The organism is Sphingomonas arantia (genome assembly GCF_042682045.1).
In the GTDB taxonomy this organism is placed as follows: domain Bacteria; phylum Pseudomonadota; class Alphaproteobacteria; order Sphingomonadales; family Sphingomonadaceae; genus Sphingomonas_R; species Sphingomonas_R arantia.
In genome coordinates this window covers 198,673-213,623 of the sequence record NZ_JBHUGS010000004.1, presented here as the reverse complement: position 1 = coordinate 213,623, position 14,951 = coordinate 198,673, and the positions used below count along the sequence as shown (strand labels likewise).

General features: G+C 68.0%; 12 protein-coding genes. 5 read left to right on the top strand and 7 right to left on the bottom strand.

Annotation, left to right across the window (positions count from 1 at the left end):
* Nucleotides 1-54 precede the first annotated feature (54 nt).
* Both ACFSGX_RS14965 and ACFSGX_RS14960 read left to right on the top strand, forming a co-directional pair.
* Complete coding sequence (locus ACFSGX_RS14965; protein ID WP_380931116.1) at nt 55-648, top strand: RNA polymerase sigma factor; 594 nt, start codon at nt 55-57, stop codon at nt 646-648.
* The gene (locus tag ACFSGX_RS14960; RefSeq protein ID WP_380931115.1) at nt 572-1,543 is read left to right on the top strand and encodes a FecR family protein; all 972 of its coding nucleotides are present in this window, start codon (nt 572-574) and stop codon (nt 1,541-1,543) included. Before ACFSGX_RS14965 ends, ACFSGX_RS14960 begins: the two co-directional genes overlap by 77 nt.
* Nucleotides 1,544-1,556: 13 nt before the next feature.
* Here the strand turns inward: ACFSGX_RS14960 and ACFSGX_RS14955 are convergent, their stop codons facing one another.
* The 5 genes from ACFSGX_RS14955 to ACFSGX_RS14935 form a co-directional block, all read right to left on the bottom strand.
* Entirely contained in the window at nt 1,557-2,885 is a 1,329-nt protein-coding gene (locus ACFSGX_RS14955; protein ID WP_380931114.1) for an amidohydrolase, read from the bottom strand.
* A gap of 91 nt (nt 2,886-2,976) precedes the next feature.
* Nucleotides 2,977-5,037, bottom strand: a complete 2,061-nt coding sequence (locus ACFSGX_RS14950; protein WP_380931113.1) for a TonB-dependent siderophore receptor — start codon at nt 5,035-5,037, stop codon at nt 2,977-2,979.
* Complete coding sequence (locus tag ACFSGX_RS14945) at nt 5,037-7,574, bottom strand: PepSY domain-containing protein (RefSeq protein WP_380931112.1); 2,538 nt, start codon at nt 7,572-7,574, stop codon at nt 5,037-5,039. The genes ACFSGX_RS14950 and ACFSGX_RS14945 overlap by 1 nt, the downstream gene beginning before the upstream one ends.
* A gap of 48 nt (nt 7,575-7,622) precedes the next feature.
* Entirely contained in the window at nt 7,623-8,525 is a 903-nt protein-coding gene (locus ACFSGX_RS14940) for a carotenoid biosynthesis protein (RefSeq protein ID WP_380931111.1), read from the bottom strand.
* The gene (locus tag ACFSGX_RS14935; RefSeq protein ID WP_380931110.1) at nt 8,518-9,093 is read right to left on the bottom strand and encodes a TetR/AcrR family transcriptional regulator; all 576 of its coding nucleotides are present in this window, start codon (nt 9,091-9,093) and stop codon (nt 8,518-8,520) included. Before ACFSGX_RS14935 ends, ACFSGX_RS14940 begins: the two co-directional genes overlap by 8 nt.
* A gap of 406 nt (nt 9,094-9,499) precedes the next feature.
* Here ACFSGX_RS14935 and ACFSGX_RS14930 point away from each other — a divergent pair, with 406 nt between their 5' ends.
* Nucleotides 9,500-10,852, top strand: a complete 1,353-nt coding sequence (locus ACFSGX_RS14930) for a Hint domain-containing protein (RefSeq protein WP_380931109.1) — start codon at nt 9,500-9,502, stop codon at nt 10,850-10,852.
* A 243-nt stretch (nt 10,853-11,095) separates the two neighbouring features.
* Here the strand turns inward: ACFSGX_RS14930 and mntR are convergent, their stop codons facing one another.
* Complete coding sequence (mntR, locus tag ACFSGX_RS14925) at nt 11,096-11,509, bottom strand: manganese-binding transcriptional regulator MntR (protein WP_380931108.1); 414 nt, start codon at nt 11,507-11,509, stop codon at nt 11,096-11,098.
* Nucleotides 11,510-11,618: 109 nt separating this feature from the next.
* Between mntR and ACFSGX_RS14920 the strand changes: the two genes are divergently transcribed.
* A complete protein-coding gene (locus ACFSGX_RS14920; RefSeq protein WP_380931107.1) occupies nt 11,619-12,977 on the top strand; it encodes an Nramp family divalent metal transporter in 1,359 nt (452 codons plus the stop codon).
* Between the two features lie 181 nt (nt 12,978-13,158).
* Here the strand turns inward: ACFSGX_RS14920 and ACFSGX_RS14915 are convergent, their stop codons facing one another.
* Nucleotides 13,159-14,352 carry a phospholipase A gene (locus tag ACFSGX_RS14915; protein ID WP_380931106.1) on the bottom strand — a complete coding sequence of 398 codons (1,194 nt, stop codon included), beginning with the start codon at nt 14,350-14,352 and terminating at the stop codon, nt 13,159-13,161.
* A 119-nt stretch (nt 14,353-14,471) separates the two neighbouring features.
* Here ACFSGX_RS14915 and ACFSGX_RS14910 point away from each other — a divergent pair, with 119 nt between their 5' ends.
* A complete protein-coding gene (locus ACFSGX_RS14910) occupies nt 14,472-14,903 on the top strand; it encodes a DUF488 domain-containing protein (protein ID WP_380931104.1) in 432 nt (143 codons plus the stop codon).
* Nucleotides 14,904-14,951 lie beyond the last annotated feature (48 nt).

Genomic DNA, 14,951 nt, shown 5'->3' with positions numbered 1-14,951 from the left:
CTTTGATGCGCGGGCCGTAGGAGAGGATCGCATAATCGCACGGGGGGTGCCGATTTGAACGATCGCTACGAGAAGCTCGCCTGGTTCAAGGAGACGGTGTATCCGCACCAGGGTGCGTTGCGCCAGCGTATCCGCCGCATCCTGAACGACCCGCACGAAGTCGACGACGTCGTCGCCGAAGTCCTGGCGCGGACCTTCGCCGCAGAAAACTGGCGCGACATCCGCTACGGTCTGGCATTCATGACGCGCATCGCGCGCAACATCCTGATCGACCGGCAACGTCGCGAGGTGATCATATCTTTCGACCTGATGGCCGATATCGAGGACCTGCAACGCAGCGCGTCGTACGAACATATGCTGACGGCGCGCGATGAACTGCGCCGGCTCGAACGCGTGATCGACGCCTTGCCCCCGCAACCGCGCCGCGCGTTCATCCTGCGCCGTGTCCAGGGTCATTCGCTGATCGAGGTAGCGGACATCATGCGCCTGTCCGTCTCTACGATCGAGAAGCATTTGACCAAGGCGTTGAAAGACGTGACGCGGGCCTTGGCGGAACAAGAGGATTATGTCGTTGGACTCACCGTCCAAAGCGAGAGCGGAACGCGAGGCGATCGCGAGCGAGGCGGCGCAGTGGGTCGTTCGACTTAGCGACGATCCCGACCCCGCGGACCGTGCGCGCGCGGAGGCGTGGATCGACGCCGATCCCCGCCACGCGGTCGCGTTCGTCGCGGCCGAAGCGGCGTGGGACGCAAGCCCGCACGCCCGGCTGCGTGACACGCCCGCCCCGCCCGGCGCGCCCGGAACGACGGCCCGGCCCTCCGTCCTGTCGCGGCGCTCGCTCGGCATGTCGCTGATCGCGGCATCCATGGTCGGCGCGATCGGGCTCGGCCGCGTCATGCTTGCCGACGGCGACCGCCACGAAACGCGGCGCGGGCAGCAGAGCGTCGCGCGGCTGTCCGACGGATCGTCGATCGCGCTCAACACCGATACGCGGCTGGATGTCTCGGTCGACGCCTCGCAGCGTCTGGTCCGGTTCATCGCGGGCGAGGCGCTGTTCACGGTCGCGCGCGACGAAACGCGTCCGTTCGTCGTCGATCTCGGCAACGCCCGGGTCGAGGTGCTCGGCACGGCGTTCAACATCCGCAAACGTACCGACAATGTCGAACTGACCGTTACCCACGGCCTCGTGTCCGTGATCGCGGCCAACGGGCAGAGCACGCAGGTCGGGGTCGGCAAGACGACGCTGATCCGGCCCGATGTGGTCGCGACGACCGATCTCGACGTGGCGCTGCTCCGCCAGCGCGTCGCCTGGCAGGACGGCTATATCGAACTGAAGGACGAAACGCTCGAACAGGCCGTGGCCGAATTCAACCGCTACCGCGACCAGCCGATCCTGATCGGCGATCCGCGCATCGCGTCGTTGGCGATCGCCGGGCGGTTCGGCGTGCATGACGGCGACGCCTTTGTCGGCGCGCTCCAGGCCAGCTTCGCGATCACGGCCGAACGGACCACGGACGGTGCGGTGGTCCTGCGCCGCGGCTGAGCCGGGCTCGGGCTTATTTCGGTTCCGCGACCATCAGCACGGCCAGTGCCAATGTCCGAATGCCGGTCCGGATCGCCTTGTCGTGATCGGGCGCGAAGAACGGCGAATGGTTGCTCGGCACCGCCTCGCCGCGCGCCTTGTACCGGGCGAGCGTCGCCGCATTATACCCGCCGATCGTGAAATAGACGGACGGCACGCCCGCCTCGACGAACGCCGACCAGTCCTCGCTCGCCGACCATCCGGGCGCACTGGCGGGCACGAACGTAACACGATCGCCGCCCGCCGCCTTCAGCACCGCCGCCGACCGCTCGGCCAGCGCGTGGTCGTTCACCACCGCCGCCGTCCCGTACAGCCACTTCACCTCCGGCGCCGGCGCCATCGACATCGCCGCGGATGCCTCCGCGGTCCGCTTCACGCCGTCGAGCAGCAGCTGACGCACGGTTTTGTCGAACGACCGCAGGCTCAGCTTCAGCACCGCTTGGTCCGGGATGATGTTCCCGACCGTCCCCGACTGGAAACTGCCGACCGTCACGACGCCGAACGCGTTCGCGTCCTTCTGCCGACTGATGACGCTCTGCACGTCGCTCACGAAATGCGCGCCCATCACGATCGGGTCGATCGTCGCACTCGGCATCGACCCGTGCCCGCCGCGCCCCTTGAACGTGATCTGGACGCTGTCCGAATTGGAACTGGTCACACCGTCCTTGACGATCACCGTACCGGTCACGTCCGATCCGACATGCGCCGCAAAGCCATAGTCCGGCTTCCCGAACTTGGTGAACAACCCCGCGTCGAGCATGGCCTTCGCGCCCTTCAGCTGCTCCTCCGCTGGCTGCGCGATGAACATCAGCGTGCCCGTCCACCGCGCTTTCATCGCGACCAGCGCCTGCGCCGTGCCGACCCAGGCCGCCATATGGACGTCATGGCCGCAGCTTTGCGCGACGAACGTCGACTTGCCGTCGAACACCGTCTGCGCCCGGCTGGCATAGGGCAGCCCGGTCTTCTCCTCCATCGGCAGCCCGTCGAGTTCGGTCCGCACCATCACGGTCGGCCCGGCGCCGTTGCGGTAGATCGCGACCACCCCGGTCCCGCCCACCTTTTCCGTCACCGCAAAGCCCAACCCACGCATCTTCTGCGCCAGCAGCGCGGCTGTGCGCGTCTCCTGCATCCCCAGTTCGGGATGCGCGTGCAGGTCGCGATACAGGGTGTCGAGCGCGGGATAGGTCCGCTCGATCTGCGTATCGATCTCCGCCCGGCTTTCGGCCGGCCCGGTCGCGGCGGCGGACGCGGTAGCCGTGGCGATCACGCACCCTGCCACCGCGCCGAACAGATTCCTCGTCATCGCAAAACCTTGAAATTCCCCGCGATCGTCGCAGGCTCTCCCTTGTCAGACGAGCGATCGGCGCTGAACCCCCAACCGCCCGGGAACCGGATCAGATCTCGACACCCAGCCGGACGGACACGGTGCGCGGCGCCCCCGGATAGTTGGTCGTCCGCGCGACGGGCTGTTCTATATAGAAACGGTCCGCCACGTTCCGCACGATCACGCCCAGCCGATACCGATCGGCGATCCGGTAGTCCGCGGTCAGGTCCACGCGCGTATAGCCCGCAATCCGGTAGCTGTTGGCCAGATCGCCCTCGCGCCTGCCCACGCGGGTCGCGCCCGCGCCCAGCATCACGCCCGCCAGCGGCCCGTGCGCGATCCGATACGTCGTCCACAGGCTCGCGCTGAACTCGGGCACACCGCGCAGCCGGTTGCCGACCGCGATCACGCTGTCGCGCGTGACCTTCGCATCTAGATAGCCGGCGCTCGCGATCATCCGCCAGCCGGGCAGGATCTCGCCGCTCACATCGATCTCCGCCCCGCGCACGCGTTGCTGCCCGGTCACGACGACGAAGCCGTTATTGTCCGGATCGGCGCTCGACACATTGTTCTTGGTGATGTCGAACACTGCGGCGGTCGCGATCAACCGGCCGTTCGCGGGGGTCACCTTCACTCCCGCCTCATATTGCCGGCCGGTTTCGGGCGGGGCCGATCCGCCGCCGAACACGCTGGCGCTGCGCGGCCGAAACGATGTCGACCAGTTGCCGTAGAGCGCGACCGTCGCCTGCGGATGCCAGACGATCCCGAGCCGCGGCGACGCGCGCTTCCCGTTCTCGGCGGTGCGGACGGCGTTGTCGACGGTCGTCTGGTCGACATCGTCCCACCGCACGCCGGCCAGGATATCGACGGCGTCCCCGACGCTGATCTGATCCTGGACATAGGGCGCCACATAACGCGCATCGACGCGGATCGCGCGGGCCGCCACGAACGGACCGGGCTGCGCGCCCTGCACCGGATCGGCGATACTGATGCCCGCCAGTGTCGCACGCGCCTCGTTCGTGTCGCGGTGCGCATCGACATATTCGAACCCGGCGAGCACGACATGGCGCAGCGGCCCGGTGCGGAACCGCAGCAGCGCCTCGGTCTGGCTGGTGGTCGCCGACACCCGCTGGTCCTGCTGCACGCCGCGCCGCAGGACGGACCGGCCGTCCGCGCTCAACCCGGTGAAGTCCGCGACGGTCCGCCCGCTGTCGCCCGCCTGATGCGAAACGATCTGCCGCAGCGTCAGCCAGTCCGTCACGTCATGCTCGATCCGCCCGCGGATGGTGTGCGACCGACCGAAATTCTCCGACCAGCGCTCGCCATAGCTGCGCCCAACCGGCCCCGCGACGCGGTCCCCGACCACCACGAGCCCCCGGTCGCCCGGACTGGTCTGATAGGTATAGTCGTAATCCACATCGGCGCGGGTCTTCGTATCCGGCCGCCACGCCAGCGTCGGGGCGAAGAACACCCGGGTCCCGTCCGCCTGGAAATCGCGGAAGGTGCCGGTCTCCTGCCCCGCCACGCTGACCCGGGCGGAGAGCGTCTCGCTCATCGGGCCGGTCACCGACAACTGGCCGCGCCGCAGCCCGAAATCGTTCGCCTGAACCACCGCCTCAGCCCCGAACCGGTCCGCCGGACGCCGCGTGACGATGTTGATCGTGCCGCCCGGCTCGCCCCGCCCGTACAGCACCGACGCCGGCCCCTTCAGCACCTCGACCTGCGCCACGTTCGCCAGGTCGCGGACCGTCTCGGTGAAATTCTGCGCCGGGCTGAGCAATATGCCGTCGATGGCGTAGGCGTTCACCTCGAACCCACGCACCATGAACAGCTCGGACCGGTTCCCCTGCGTCCCGCCCTGCTGCACGTTCGACACATTGGCGACCGCATCGCCGAGCCGGGTGATCTGCTGCTCCTCGATGACTTCGCGCGGGATGACCTGGATCGCCTGCGAGATATCCTCGATCCGCGTCTGCGTGCGCGTGGCGCCCGCCGCCCGTTCGGGCCGGACGCTGTGACGCCGCCCGGTGATCAAGATCTCGTCGAGCAGCGACCCTTCCTGCGCGAGGGCCGGCGCGGGCGCGAATGCAGCAATCAAGGCGGTGCCGGACAGCAGACAGCGAACACGCATCAATAGATATCCCGACGATAAAGGGTGTCGGCGATCAGGGTTTCGACCCGCCCGTCGCCAAGGATCGACCGCAGCGCCGCGTCCACCTCGCCCGCCATGCCGGCGAGGGAACCACAGACATAGAAAGCCGCCCCGCGATCGGCCCAGTCGACGATGGCCCCCGCATTCTCGACGACCAGCTGCTGCACATATCGCCCGCAACCCGCATCGCGCGAAAAGGCGCGATCGACCCGCGCCAGCGTCCCGGCGGCGAGATACCCATCGATCTCGTCCGCAAACGGCCGGTCATGGTTCGCACTCCGCTCCCCGTAGAGCAGCCACACGGGCGCACCCCCGGTCCGTGCCCGCTCGCGCAGATGCGCCATCAGTCCCGCCAGACCGGTACCGTTCCCGATCAGCACCAGCGGCGTCGTCGGGTCGCTCGGCGCCGCAAAACCTGGGTTCGCCCTGATCTGCACCGCAACCGGTTCACCGACCTTGGCGATCTTCGTCAGCCAGCCCGACCCGATCCCGAGCCCGCCATCCGCCGCCGGGCACTGCCGAACAAGCAGCTCGACTGACCGCGACGCCGCGATCGACGCGATCGAATAAGCGCGGTGCGGCAACGGCCGAAGCGCGTCCGGATCGAACCCGCCGTCCTCGGGCAGGATCGCCGTGGCGAGCGCCGCGCGCAACGCCGCATCGTCCGCCCCGTCCCACCCGGCCAGCACGCGATCGATCCGCACCGGATCATGACGCGGCGCGATCTCGGCGATCGCCCCCGGTGCCCACTCGGTCTCACCCGGCGGGGCCAGCACGACGCGGTACACCGGCGCGCCCGGGCTGCCCGGATTGAGCCAGCTCCGTTCGACCAGCGGCCATGCTTCATAACTCGCCGGCTGCCAGTCCGGCTGTCCGGCATCCGCCCCGATCGCGTGCAGCTGCTGCTGCCAGTGCCGCTCGCCCTCGACATCGCTGCCGTCCAGTTCGACCAGATCGAACAGCCGGCGCGCCCCGCTTGCGTGCAGCCAGGCGTCGACCCGGTGCCCGAACGCGCAGAAATCGGGATATTCGCGGTCGCCGAGCGCCAGCAGGGCATAATCGACCCCCGACAGATCGGCCGGCATCGCCATCACCGATCGCGCAAACGCCCGCGCCGCATCGGGCGGCTCGCCCTCGCCGTAGGTCGCGACGACGAACAGCACCGTACCTGCCGCGCGCAGATCGTCCGACGACACCGCGGACATCGCGCGCACGCTGGCACGCGGGAACGCCGCCGCGCTCAGCCGCGCAAGCCGCTCGGCGCCGCCGGTCTGCGAGGCATGCACGACCAGTACCGCCCCCGCCCCGCCCGCCGTCTCGGCAGACGGTGCGATCGCCGCCAGCGCACGCTTGCTCCGCCGCCGCGCAAGATACAGCAGCAGCCCGGTGACGGTGAACAGCGGCATCGTCAGGCTGGTCAGGAACATCGCGATCCGCCCCGGCCATCCGAAGAACGCGCCGCTATGGATCGGATACATGTTGGTCGCGATCGTTTCGCCGGCACTGCGCTCGGCATAGCGGTCCGCCTTCACCAGCGTGCCGGTCGCGGCGTCGAAGCGCAGCTCGTCCGTCATCCGGTCGAACCGCGCACCACGCGGCAGGACGCGCATCGTCACCGGCTTGTCCCCGGTCGGCAACGTGACGACCACCCGCTCGTAACGCGCACCCTCGGCCGCCAGGAACCCCGCCCAGGCCGGCGCCAGCGGACGCGACGGACCGCCCGGCGCGTCATCCTTGCGCCCCTCCGCAGGCGCGCTCTTGCCGGTCAGCACATAGCGCGCGCCCTGCTTGTACCAGTCATACGACCACCACAGCCCGGTCAGCGCACTCGTCAGGTAGAACAGCACCACCCAGCCGCCGATCACCGCATGCAGCGCACGGTAGAGGTTGCGCCCCGTCCTGCGCAGGTCGAGCACGAACCACGCCCGCCAGTCCAGCGGCCGCCTAGGCCACCGCAGATACAGGCCCGACACCGCGAAGAAGACCAGCGCGATCGCCGCAAAGCCCGTGATCTGCCGCCCGATCCCGTTGCCGTTCCCCGGCAGGGCCAGCCAGCGGTGCAGGTCCTGGATCGTCCGGAACACCCCCGCGCCGGTCGCCTTGCCCAGCAGCACGCCGGTCCGCGGATCGATATAGCTGCGCTCCCCGCGCCGCTGCCCCGGCTCGGGCACGAAATGGACCGCAGCGGCCAATGTCGGGTCGCGCTCGATCGTCACGTCCTGCACCCGCACGCCCCGCTGGCGCAGCGCGGCCGCAGCCAGCGCGTCGGGCGACAGCCGCGCGCGCCCGGCCTGCTCCCCATCCGCTCCGCCAAGCGGCGCCAGCGTGACGACCCCCGGGCTCAGCGCCGCCATGATCTCGTCCTCGAACGCCATTGCGGCGCCCGTCACCCCCATCAGCGCCAGGACGAACCCGGCCGTGATGCCCAGCAACCAGTGGATCTGGAAAATGACTTGCCGTGCTGTCAGGCCACTCCCGCCGGCGCCCGCCTGTCGATCGAGTTGATGTGTCCGCATGGTCCCCCGGCTTCCGAGGGGGCTCCTAGCAGCTAATGCGAATTACTCTCAACCACGAATATCGCGGCGACCCGCCTCCCCCCGGACGAGGCTCGCCAGCGCGATGGCGGCAAAGACCAGCAGCCCGAAGATATTGATCGTCATCATCGCCTCCGCCAGCTGCGACAGGCTCCACGATACGCCCGCCTGGTCCGTCACGAACGCGGCGCTGTCTGCCACGCCGATGAAGTAGCTGACGGAACTGAGGCCGAGCGACAGGTAGATCAGGACCGGCGGCAGCAGCGCGCCGGCCGCGACGCTCCGCGCCCCCGAACTGCGCGCCAGGATCAGCGCGAAGACCTGGAAAAACGAATAGGTGACCAGCCACCAGCCGAGATAGTTGGTGTAGGGGACACCGAACAATCCGCCGCCGTCGCGCCAGACCCACGTATGGGCGACGGTGGAGGCGACCGAATCGCTGCCGACGTCGAACGCCGTCATGACCGCCGCCGCCAGCACCGGCAGCAGCACGACGTCGATCCGCCCGCCGCGCGTGCGCAGGTTCAGCCCCTCGTCCGCCCGATCCAGGATCGTCGATGCGACCAGCCAGCTGACATAGCCCAATCCGAAATAGATCAGGCCGATCGCGATCGGCACGTAGAAGAGTTTCGGCGACCCGGTGTAATGATAATGACCAAACGGAAACCCGGTCATGATGCTCAGATTCTCGAAGAAATTGCTGAGCACGAACGTCACGACGAAGAACATCAGAAACCGCTGCCAGCCATAGCGCCGGACGCCGTGGATCGTCGCGAACGGTATGGTCAGCAGCAACGCCGCCACCGTTCCGCCATTGCCGCCGTTCAGCGGCAGCAGCACCGCGGCCGCGACGGCGGCAATCGCGAAACCCCATTGTGCCTGATCGAGGATCCTCCCGATCGGCGTCGATGCCGGCTGTTTGACATCAGTCATGATCGTTCCTCTTGGACGCTGTGGAGATCGGCTCCGGCGATGCACCAAGCGCGGGCATGAGAATGGCATCGACGAGGCTCACCAGGGTCGCCTCGTCCTGCGGCCGCAGCATCAGCGCCGCGTTCACGATGACCGAGGGCGCCACCTGACCGATCAGCTCGTAGGCATCAGGCAGTTGCGCGATCTCCCCGCGATCGCGGGCGCGGTCCAGCACGATCCGCCACGCAGGCACGGCGACCGACTGCAGATGCGCGCCGAGGCTTTCCGTCGGGGTGGGGTCCTGCCGCGATGCCAGGAACAGCGCCGCGATGATACGCAGCCGTTCCGGGGTCAGCGCCTGCGCCACCGATCGCGTCCACATCAGCAGCTCCACCCGCAGGCTTCCCAGGTCCGGCACGTCGAACCCGATGAGCGACAGCTCCTCGCGAAGCGCGGCCGTCACCAGCTCCGTCTTGCCGGGAAAGCGCCGATAGATTGCCGGCGGCGTGGACCCCGCCCGACGCGCCACTTCCGCGACGGACAGCGCGTCGAACCCGACCTCGGCCAGAACCTCCACCGCCGCCGCCATGATGCTCCGGTGCAACCGCTCGCTTTGCGGACGGCCACGCGAGGGCGCTTCATTTTCCGTTTCCATCCCTTTAAGATACGATGCCGGATCGTAATGTCAAGATGGGTCGCTAGACGGAAGTTGCATCGTTCCACGCATGTCCGCCCCTGCCCGCCAGACGTGGCACCTGTCGTAGACAACGAAAACGATCCGAACGGCATCTTCGCCGACCACAATATTCGTGACAGTTTTTTGATGTCTCGGACGGACCTGTCACAAATATGTCTTGTATCCACTATGGTGACCACCAGTACCAAAATGGATCAATCACCCTGGAATAGCGCATCGAGTCCGCTGGACGGCCCGATCCAACCTTGCGAACCTGACCCCGACGTAACATTCGACGTCTTCAGGGGGCTTGCGTTACATGACTAGGATCGTCACCAACTTCTCGGCACTGAACGGGGTCACGCCCGCACCGAATTCCTATTACGCCGTCACGGGATCTTCTGCGCAGAGTATCGAGATCACCACGATCAACGGATCGACCACCGCAACCTATGGCGGCAGCGCGACCGGTTATACGGCAACGGCCCAATTCTCCGGTGCGATCACGACCAACCAGGCCAACGGTCTGATTAGCATCAACAATCAGCAATATCAGGTGTACGGTGCCAGCGCGGACGGTCGCTACCTTTTCTTCGGTCCCAGTTCGAACAATCAGAACCCCGCCTACGCCTTGTCGTCCACTCAGGCCCCACCGCCCCCAAATACCAACTATTCCAGCGTCGCGCCCTACACCTCGCCAGCCTGTTTCGCGGCGGGCACGATGATCCTGACCACCGACGGCGAACGCGCGGTCGAGGATCTGGTCGTCGGCGACCTGATCGTGACCGCCGGCGGGCAACATCGGCCGATCATCTGGCTCGGCTCGCGCGTCATCCGCCCGGTATCCTGGGGCCAGCGCGACATCGTCGATCCGGTCCGCATCGGCCGCGGCGCGCTCGGTGCCGACCTGCCGTCCCGCGACCTGTTCGTGTCGCCCGGCCACCGGCTCTACCTGCACGGTCACCTGTTCTGCGCGATCGATCTCGTCAACGGCGCGACGATCGCCCAGCAGCCGGTCGACGAGGTCGGCTATTATCATGTCGAGGTCGAAAGCCACGATGCGCTGATCGCCAACGGCCTGCCTGCCGAGACGTTTCTCGACGTCGGCAACCGGCTCGGGTTCGATCAGGGTCCGGTCACCCCGCTCCGCCCGCAACTCGACGCCGCCGGGAACGAAATCGCGTTCGCCCCGACCGACCGTTCCGGCGTCATGCTCCGCCGCGTCCGGACCGAGGCTCTGGCGATCGCGACGGCAATGGGCTGGACCCGCGGCCACGATCCCCGCATCACGCTCACGGCGGACGGTCGGGTGGCCCAGGCGCAGACCATCGACGGCCGGCTCCACTTCCACCTCGCCGAACCGTCTTCGGTCGTGACGATCGGGTCCGCGGCGGCCATTCGCGGCGGTAGCGATCCGGCAGTCACCGACACGCGTAGGCTCGGGTTCCAGATCTTCGACCTCACCGTCGATGGCGAGCCCGTCGACCTGACGTCCGAGATCTTCGCCGCCGGAACCCACGGCGTGGAAAGCGACGGCGCAACCACGTGGCGCTGGACGGACGGCGCCGCCGAACTGCGCTTCGCCCGTCCCGTCCAACACATCGCCATCACGCCGGGCGAACTGCCGACGGTGCTGGTCCCGGCCCGGGCCGATCGCGCCGTCGCGGCCTGACGGCACTCGATCGGTCTGAGGACCGAGCGCGGCGACATGGTCCTGCTCCCGGCGGGTCCATGTCGCTTCGGCGATCCCGGTCCGCACATCCCTGGGCGGTTCGTGCAAGATGCCGTGCCGCTCGGGGTGAGCCGCGATTTGGGATGGCAACCCGCTTCATTTGCAGCGGAGCCATTCCAAACCGCGCGTCCCGCTCGAGATCCAGCTGACATCGTGCAGTCCGCCCAGTCCGGCGTGCAGCCCCTACCCGCGAAACGCCTGCATCGCGCGCAGCGTCTCTGCGCTCAGATGATGCTCCAGCCCCTCCGCATCCAGTTCCGCCACCGCAGGCGACACGCCGAGCCGCAGCAGGAACCCGATCACGATATCATGCCGCCGCCGCGACGCATCGGCCATCGCGACGCCCGCCGCGGTCAGGCTCAGCGACCGGTACGGACGATCCTCGACCAGCCCGTCGCGTTTCAGCCGGGCCAGCGTGTTGGCTACCGTCGCGGTCGTCACGCCGAACCGCTCGGCCAGGTCCGTCACGCGCGCCTCGCCCCGCTCGGCGACCAGGTCGGCGATCAGCTCGACATAATCCTGCTGCACCTCGCTGCGGTGCGCCTCCCGCACCTTGATGAACCGGCGCGCCTGTTCGCCGGGGTCCGGTAACGCCATCGCTCGTCCTCCGCGCTTTATCTGCCACAGGGCCGTGACAAAGCAAAGTTAGCCTTGGCTAAATCCTGTCGATTGCCTACATCGCGATGAAACAGGGGAGACATCGTCGATGCAGGACGATCATCAACCAACGCCGCCCGTCGCCGCGGGCCCGACACCCACGCCCCGCCCGCTCGTCCCCAGCCTGCCGGAGGTGTTCCGCAGCATCGCCGTTCCCGGCGGCGCGAAATTCTGGCGCAAGCTCGCGGCCTTCTCCGGCCCCGGCTACCTTGTTGCGGTCGGCTATATGGACCCCGGCAACTGGGCCACCGACCTCGCCGGCGGGTCGCAGTTCGGCTACACCCTGCTCTCCGTCATCCTGCTGTCGAACGTCATGGCGATCCTGCTGCAATCGCTCGCGGCGAAACTCGGCATCGTCACCGGCCGCGATCTCGCCCAGGCCTGCCGCGACAGCTACAGCCGCCCGGTCGGCATCATGCTGTGGGCGCTCTGCGAACTGGCGATCGTCGCGTGCGACCTGGCGGAGGTCATCGGCACCGCCATCGCGCTGCAACTGCTGTTCGGGCTCCCGCTCGTCTGGGGCATCTGCCTCACCGCGTTCGACGTGCTGCTGATCCTGCTGCTCCAGCAACGCGGATTCCGGTTGCTGGAGGCGTTCATCGTGACGTTGCTCGTCGTGATCGCGGGCTGCTTCATCTACGAACTGTTCCTGTCGCGCCCCGAACTGTCCGCCGTCATGGCCGGTTTCGTGCCGCAGACCGCGATCCTCACCAACCCGGCGATGCTCTACATCGCGATCGGCATCATCGGCGCCACCGTGATGCCGCACAATCTCTACCTCCACAGCTCGATCGTCCAGACCCGCGCGTTCGACACGGACACGCGCGGCAAGCGCGAGGCGGTCCTGTTCGCCACGATCGACAGCACGATCGCGCTGATGCTCGCCTTGTTCATCAACGCCGCGATCCTGATCCTCGCCGCCTCGGCCTTCCACGTCGGCGGCCAGACGCAGGTCGCCGAGATCCAGGACGCCTACCAGCTGCTCAGCCCCACGCTCGGCGCGGCCGCCGCCAGCACGCTGTTCGCGGTCGCGCTGCTGGCGTCGGGGCAGAACAGCACCGTCACCGCCACGCTCGCCGGCCAGATCGTGATGGAGGGCTTCCTCCACGTCCGGCTCCGCCCCTGGGTCCGCCGGCTCATCACCCGCCTGCTCGCGATCGTCCCCGCGGTCGCCGTCGCGCTGATCTACGGCGAACAGGGCACCGCCCGCCTCCTCGTGCTCAGCCAGGTCGTGCTGAGCATGCAGTTGCCCTTCGCCGTCATCCCGCTCGTCAGCTTCACGAGCAACCGCGAAAAGATGGGCGACTTCGCGAACCCGACCTGGCTGAAAATCGCCGCTTGGACGATCGCCGCCATCATCGTCGGCCTGAACGTCAAACTTCTGCTGAGCGTCGCCGGCATCTGGTGAGGCTGACGCGGAACGCGTGAGGTCCCCGGTTCAGGCGTCGCCGCGCCAGGCAAACCTAGGCCGATGTGTTCCCCGGCGCAGGCCGGGGCCTAGGTGAAACCGCTGCGCCTAGGCCCCGGCCTACGCCGGGGAACGCATCAGCGGCGCGAAGCCGGACAACTCTGCAACCCCAACCCAACCCTCACCGCACAAACCCAACCCCGATCCGCACCCGCGTCTGCCGCTTGGTATAATCCAGCAGATTCTCACCGTACCCAGCGAACGCCTGCCCAAACAGATACAGGTTCAGGTCCCCCGGCACGACGCGCTGCAACGGATAGCTCAGCATCGCGTCGACCGACCCGCGCCCGGTGCTCAGCGCCACGTTGGTGATCGTGCTCAGCCGCCAGCCGTCGGTCTGGCCGATCTCCGCGAACAGCCCGGTGTTGCCGCGATACCGCTTGATCAGCGGGTTGTCCTCCAGGCTGCCGACATAGAACCACGCCCGCGGCGCCAGCGTGATGACCGTATCGCCGATCCGCGTCGTCGCCTGCGGCTGGACATAGAAGGTGTTCAACGACCGCGAATCGAGTTCGTCGCGCCCGTTCGATTCGTGCCGCAGGCCCACCTGACCGCCCAGCACGAACCGGTCGGTCACCGCCTTCGCCGGGATCAGGTAGAACACCTCCGGCCGATACTCGACATTCCGGAACGGCGAGGATTTCGCCCCCAGGTTCCAGAACAGCCGCTGCGTATAGCCGAAGTGAAACCCGTTCTCCCACGGCGCATCACCGCCCACCGCACCGGCCGCGCCGAACAGCTGGTATTTGAACCCGATCTCGATCCGAGCATCGGTGTTCGTCCCCGGCCCGTACGCGGCATAGATCGGTCCGTAGTTCGACAGGTTGCCAACGAACGCGTTGCCCGTCTCGGGCTTCGCCGCCGGCGCATCGACCACGTCGGCGACCGCCGCCGGCGCCACCAGTGCCTGCGCGGTCGACGACGGCAACGTCGCCGTCCCGTCCACCGCGAACGCATAGCCGCTCACGCTGCCCGGCTGCAGCGACAGCGTCGCGACCGACGCCCCGGCCGCATCGGTCGGCAGGGTCAGGCGGTATCGCCCGCGCACATAACCCTCCGTCCCGCCCGCGGCCGCGTCCGCATCGGCCTCGCGTACCAGCGTCACGGGCCGCCGCACGCCGCCGCGCGTCAGTTCCGCCGGCATCCGCGCGGGCAGGCGCGCCGCACCGTCCAGCACGACGATCTCCACCATTCGCGCGGTCGGGTCCGTCCCCGCCGTCACACCGCCGATGATCGGCGCGGGTTGCGCCCACGCCGCGGCCGGCACCGCGCTCGTCAGCAGGAGGGACAGCAGGCGGATCGATCGGGTGCTCATGAGTCGCCGTATGCGGGAAGCACGTCCGAACGAACAGCCCTCCAGATCAATGTCGCCCCGTCCGGAACCCGACCCCCTCGCGAACCGCTCCATCCTTCAATGCCGTATGGGAACACGCGATGAAGATCTGGACGATCGGTTACGAAGGCGCGACGCAGGCGGAGGTCATCGCCGTGCTGTCCGCGGCGAAGATCGAAACGCTCATCGACATCCGCGCCGTCCCGCTCTCGCGCCGCCCCGGCTTCTCCAAGAACGTGCTCGCCGCCGGGCTCAAGGAAGCCGGCATCGGCTACCTGCTGCTCAAGGCGCTCGGCACCCCGCCGGAGGGGCGCGAGGCCGCCCGCAAGGGCCGCCACGACATCCTCGAACGCGTCTATGACGGCCAGCTCGAACTGCCCGAGGCGATGGTCCAGTCCGCGCAGATGCTCGAGGAAGCCTCGCTCCACCGTTCCGCGCTCCTCTGTTTCGAACGCGATCCGAAGGGCTGCCACCGCTCGATCCTGATCGACCGGGTCGCACCGGACGCGGAGGTGGTCGACCTGTTCACCTGATGCGCCGCACCGATGGAGACGTCGCGCGCCAGCCGCGTTGAACCCACA

What these genes read in the sequence shown, in the direction of transcription:
- ACFSGX_RS14945 (WP_380931112.1), bottom strand. Translation starts at nt 7,574, where the DNA reads ATGCGGACACATCAACTCGATCGACAGGCGGGCGCCGGCGGGAGTGGC.
- ACFSGX_RS14930 (WP_380931109.1), top strand. Translation starts at nt 9,500, where the DNA reads ATGACTAGGATCGTCACCAACTTCTCGGCACTGAACGGGGTCACGCCC.
- mntR (WP_380931108.1), bottom strand. Translation starts at nt 11,509, where the DNA reads ATGGCGTTACCGGACCCCGGCGAACAGGCGCGCCGGTTCATCAAGGTG.
- ACFSGX_RS14950 (WP_380931113.1), bottom strand. Translation starts at nt 5,037, where the DNA reads ATGCGTGTTCGCTGTCTGCTGTCCGGCACCGCCTTGATTGCTGCATTC.
- ACFSGX_RS14935 (WP_380931110.1), bottom strand. Translation starts at nt 9,093, where the DNA reads ATGGCGGCGGCGGTGGAGGTTCTGGCCGAGGTCGGGTTCGACGCGCTG.
- ACFSGX_RS14940 (WP_380931111.1), bottom strand. Translation starts at nt 8,525, where the DNA reads ATGACTGATGTCAAACAGCCGGCATCGACGCCGATCGGGAGGATCCTC.
- ACFSGX_RS14955 (WP_380931114.1), bottom strand. Translation starts at nt 2,885, where the DNA reads ATGACGAGGAATCTGTTCGGCGCGGTGGCAGGGTGCGTGATCGCCACG.
- ACFSGX_RS14915 (WP_380931106.1), bottom strand. Translation starts at nt 14,352, where the DNA reads ATGAGCACCCGATCGATCCGCCTGCTGTCCCTCCTGCTGACGAGCGCG.
- ACFSGX_RS14920 (WP_380931107.1), top strand. Translation starts at nt 11,619, where the DNA reads ATGCAGGACGATCATCAACCAACGCCGCCCGTCGCCGCGGGCCCGACA.
- ACFSGX_RS14910 (WP_380931104.1), top strand. Translation starts at nt 14,472, where the DNA reads ATGAAGATCTGGACGATCGGTTACGAAGGCGCGACGCAGGCGGAGGTC.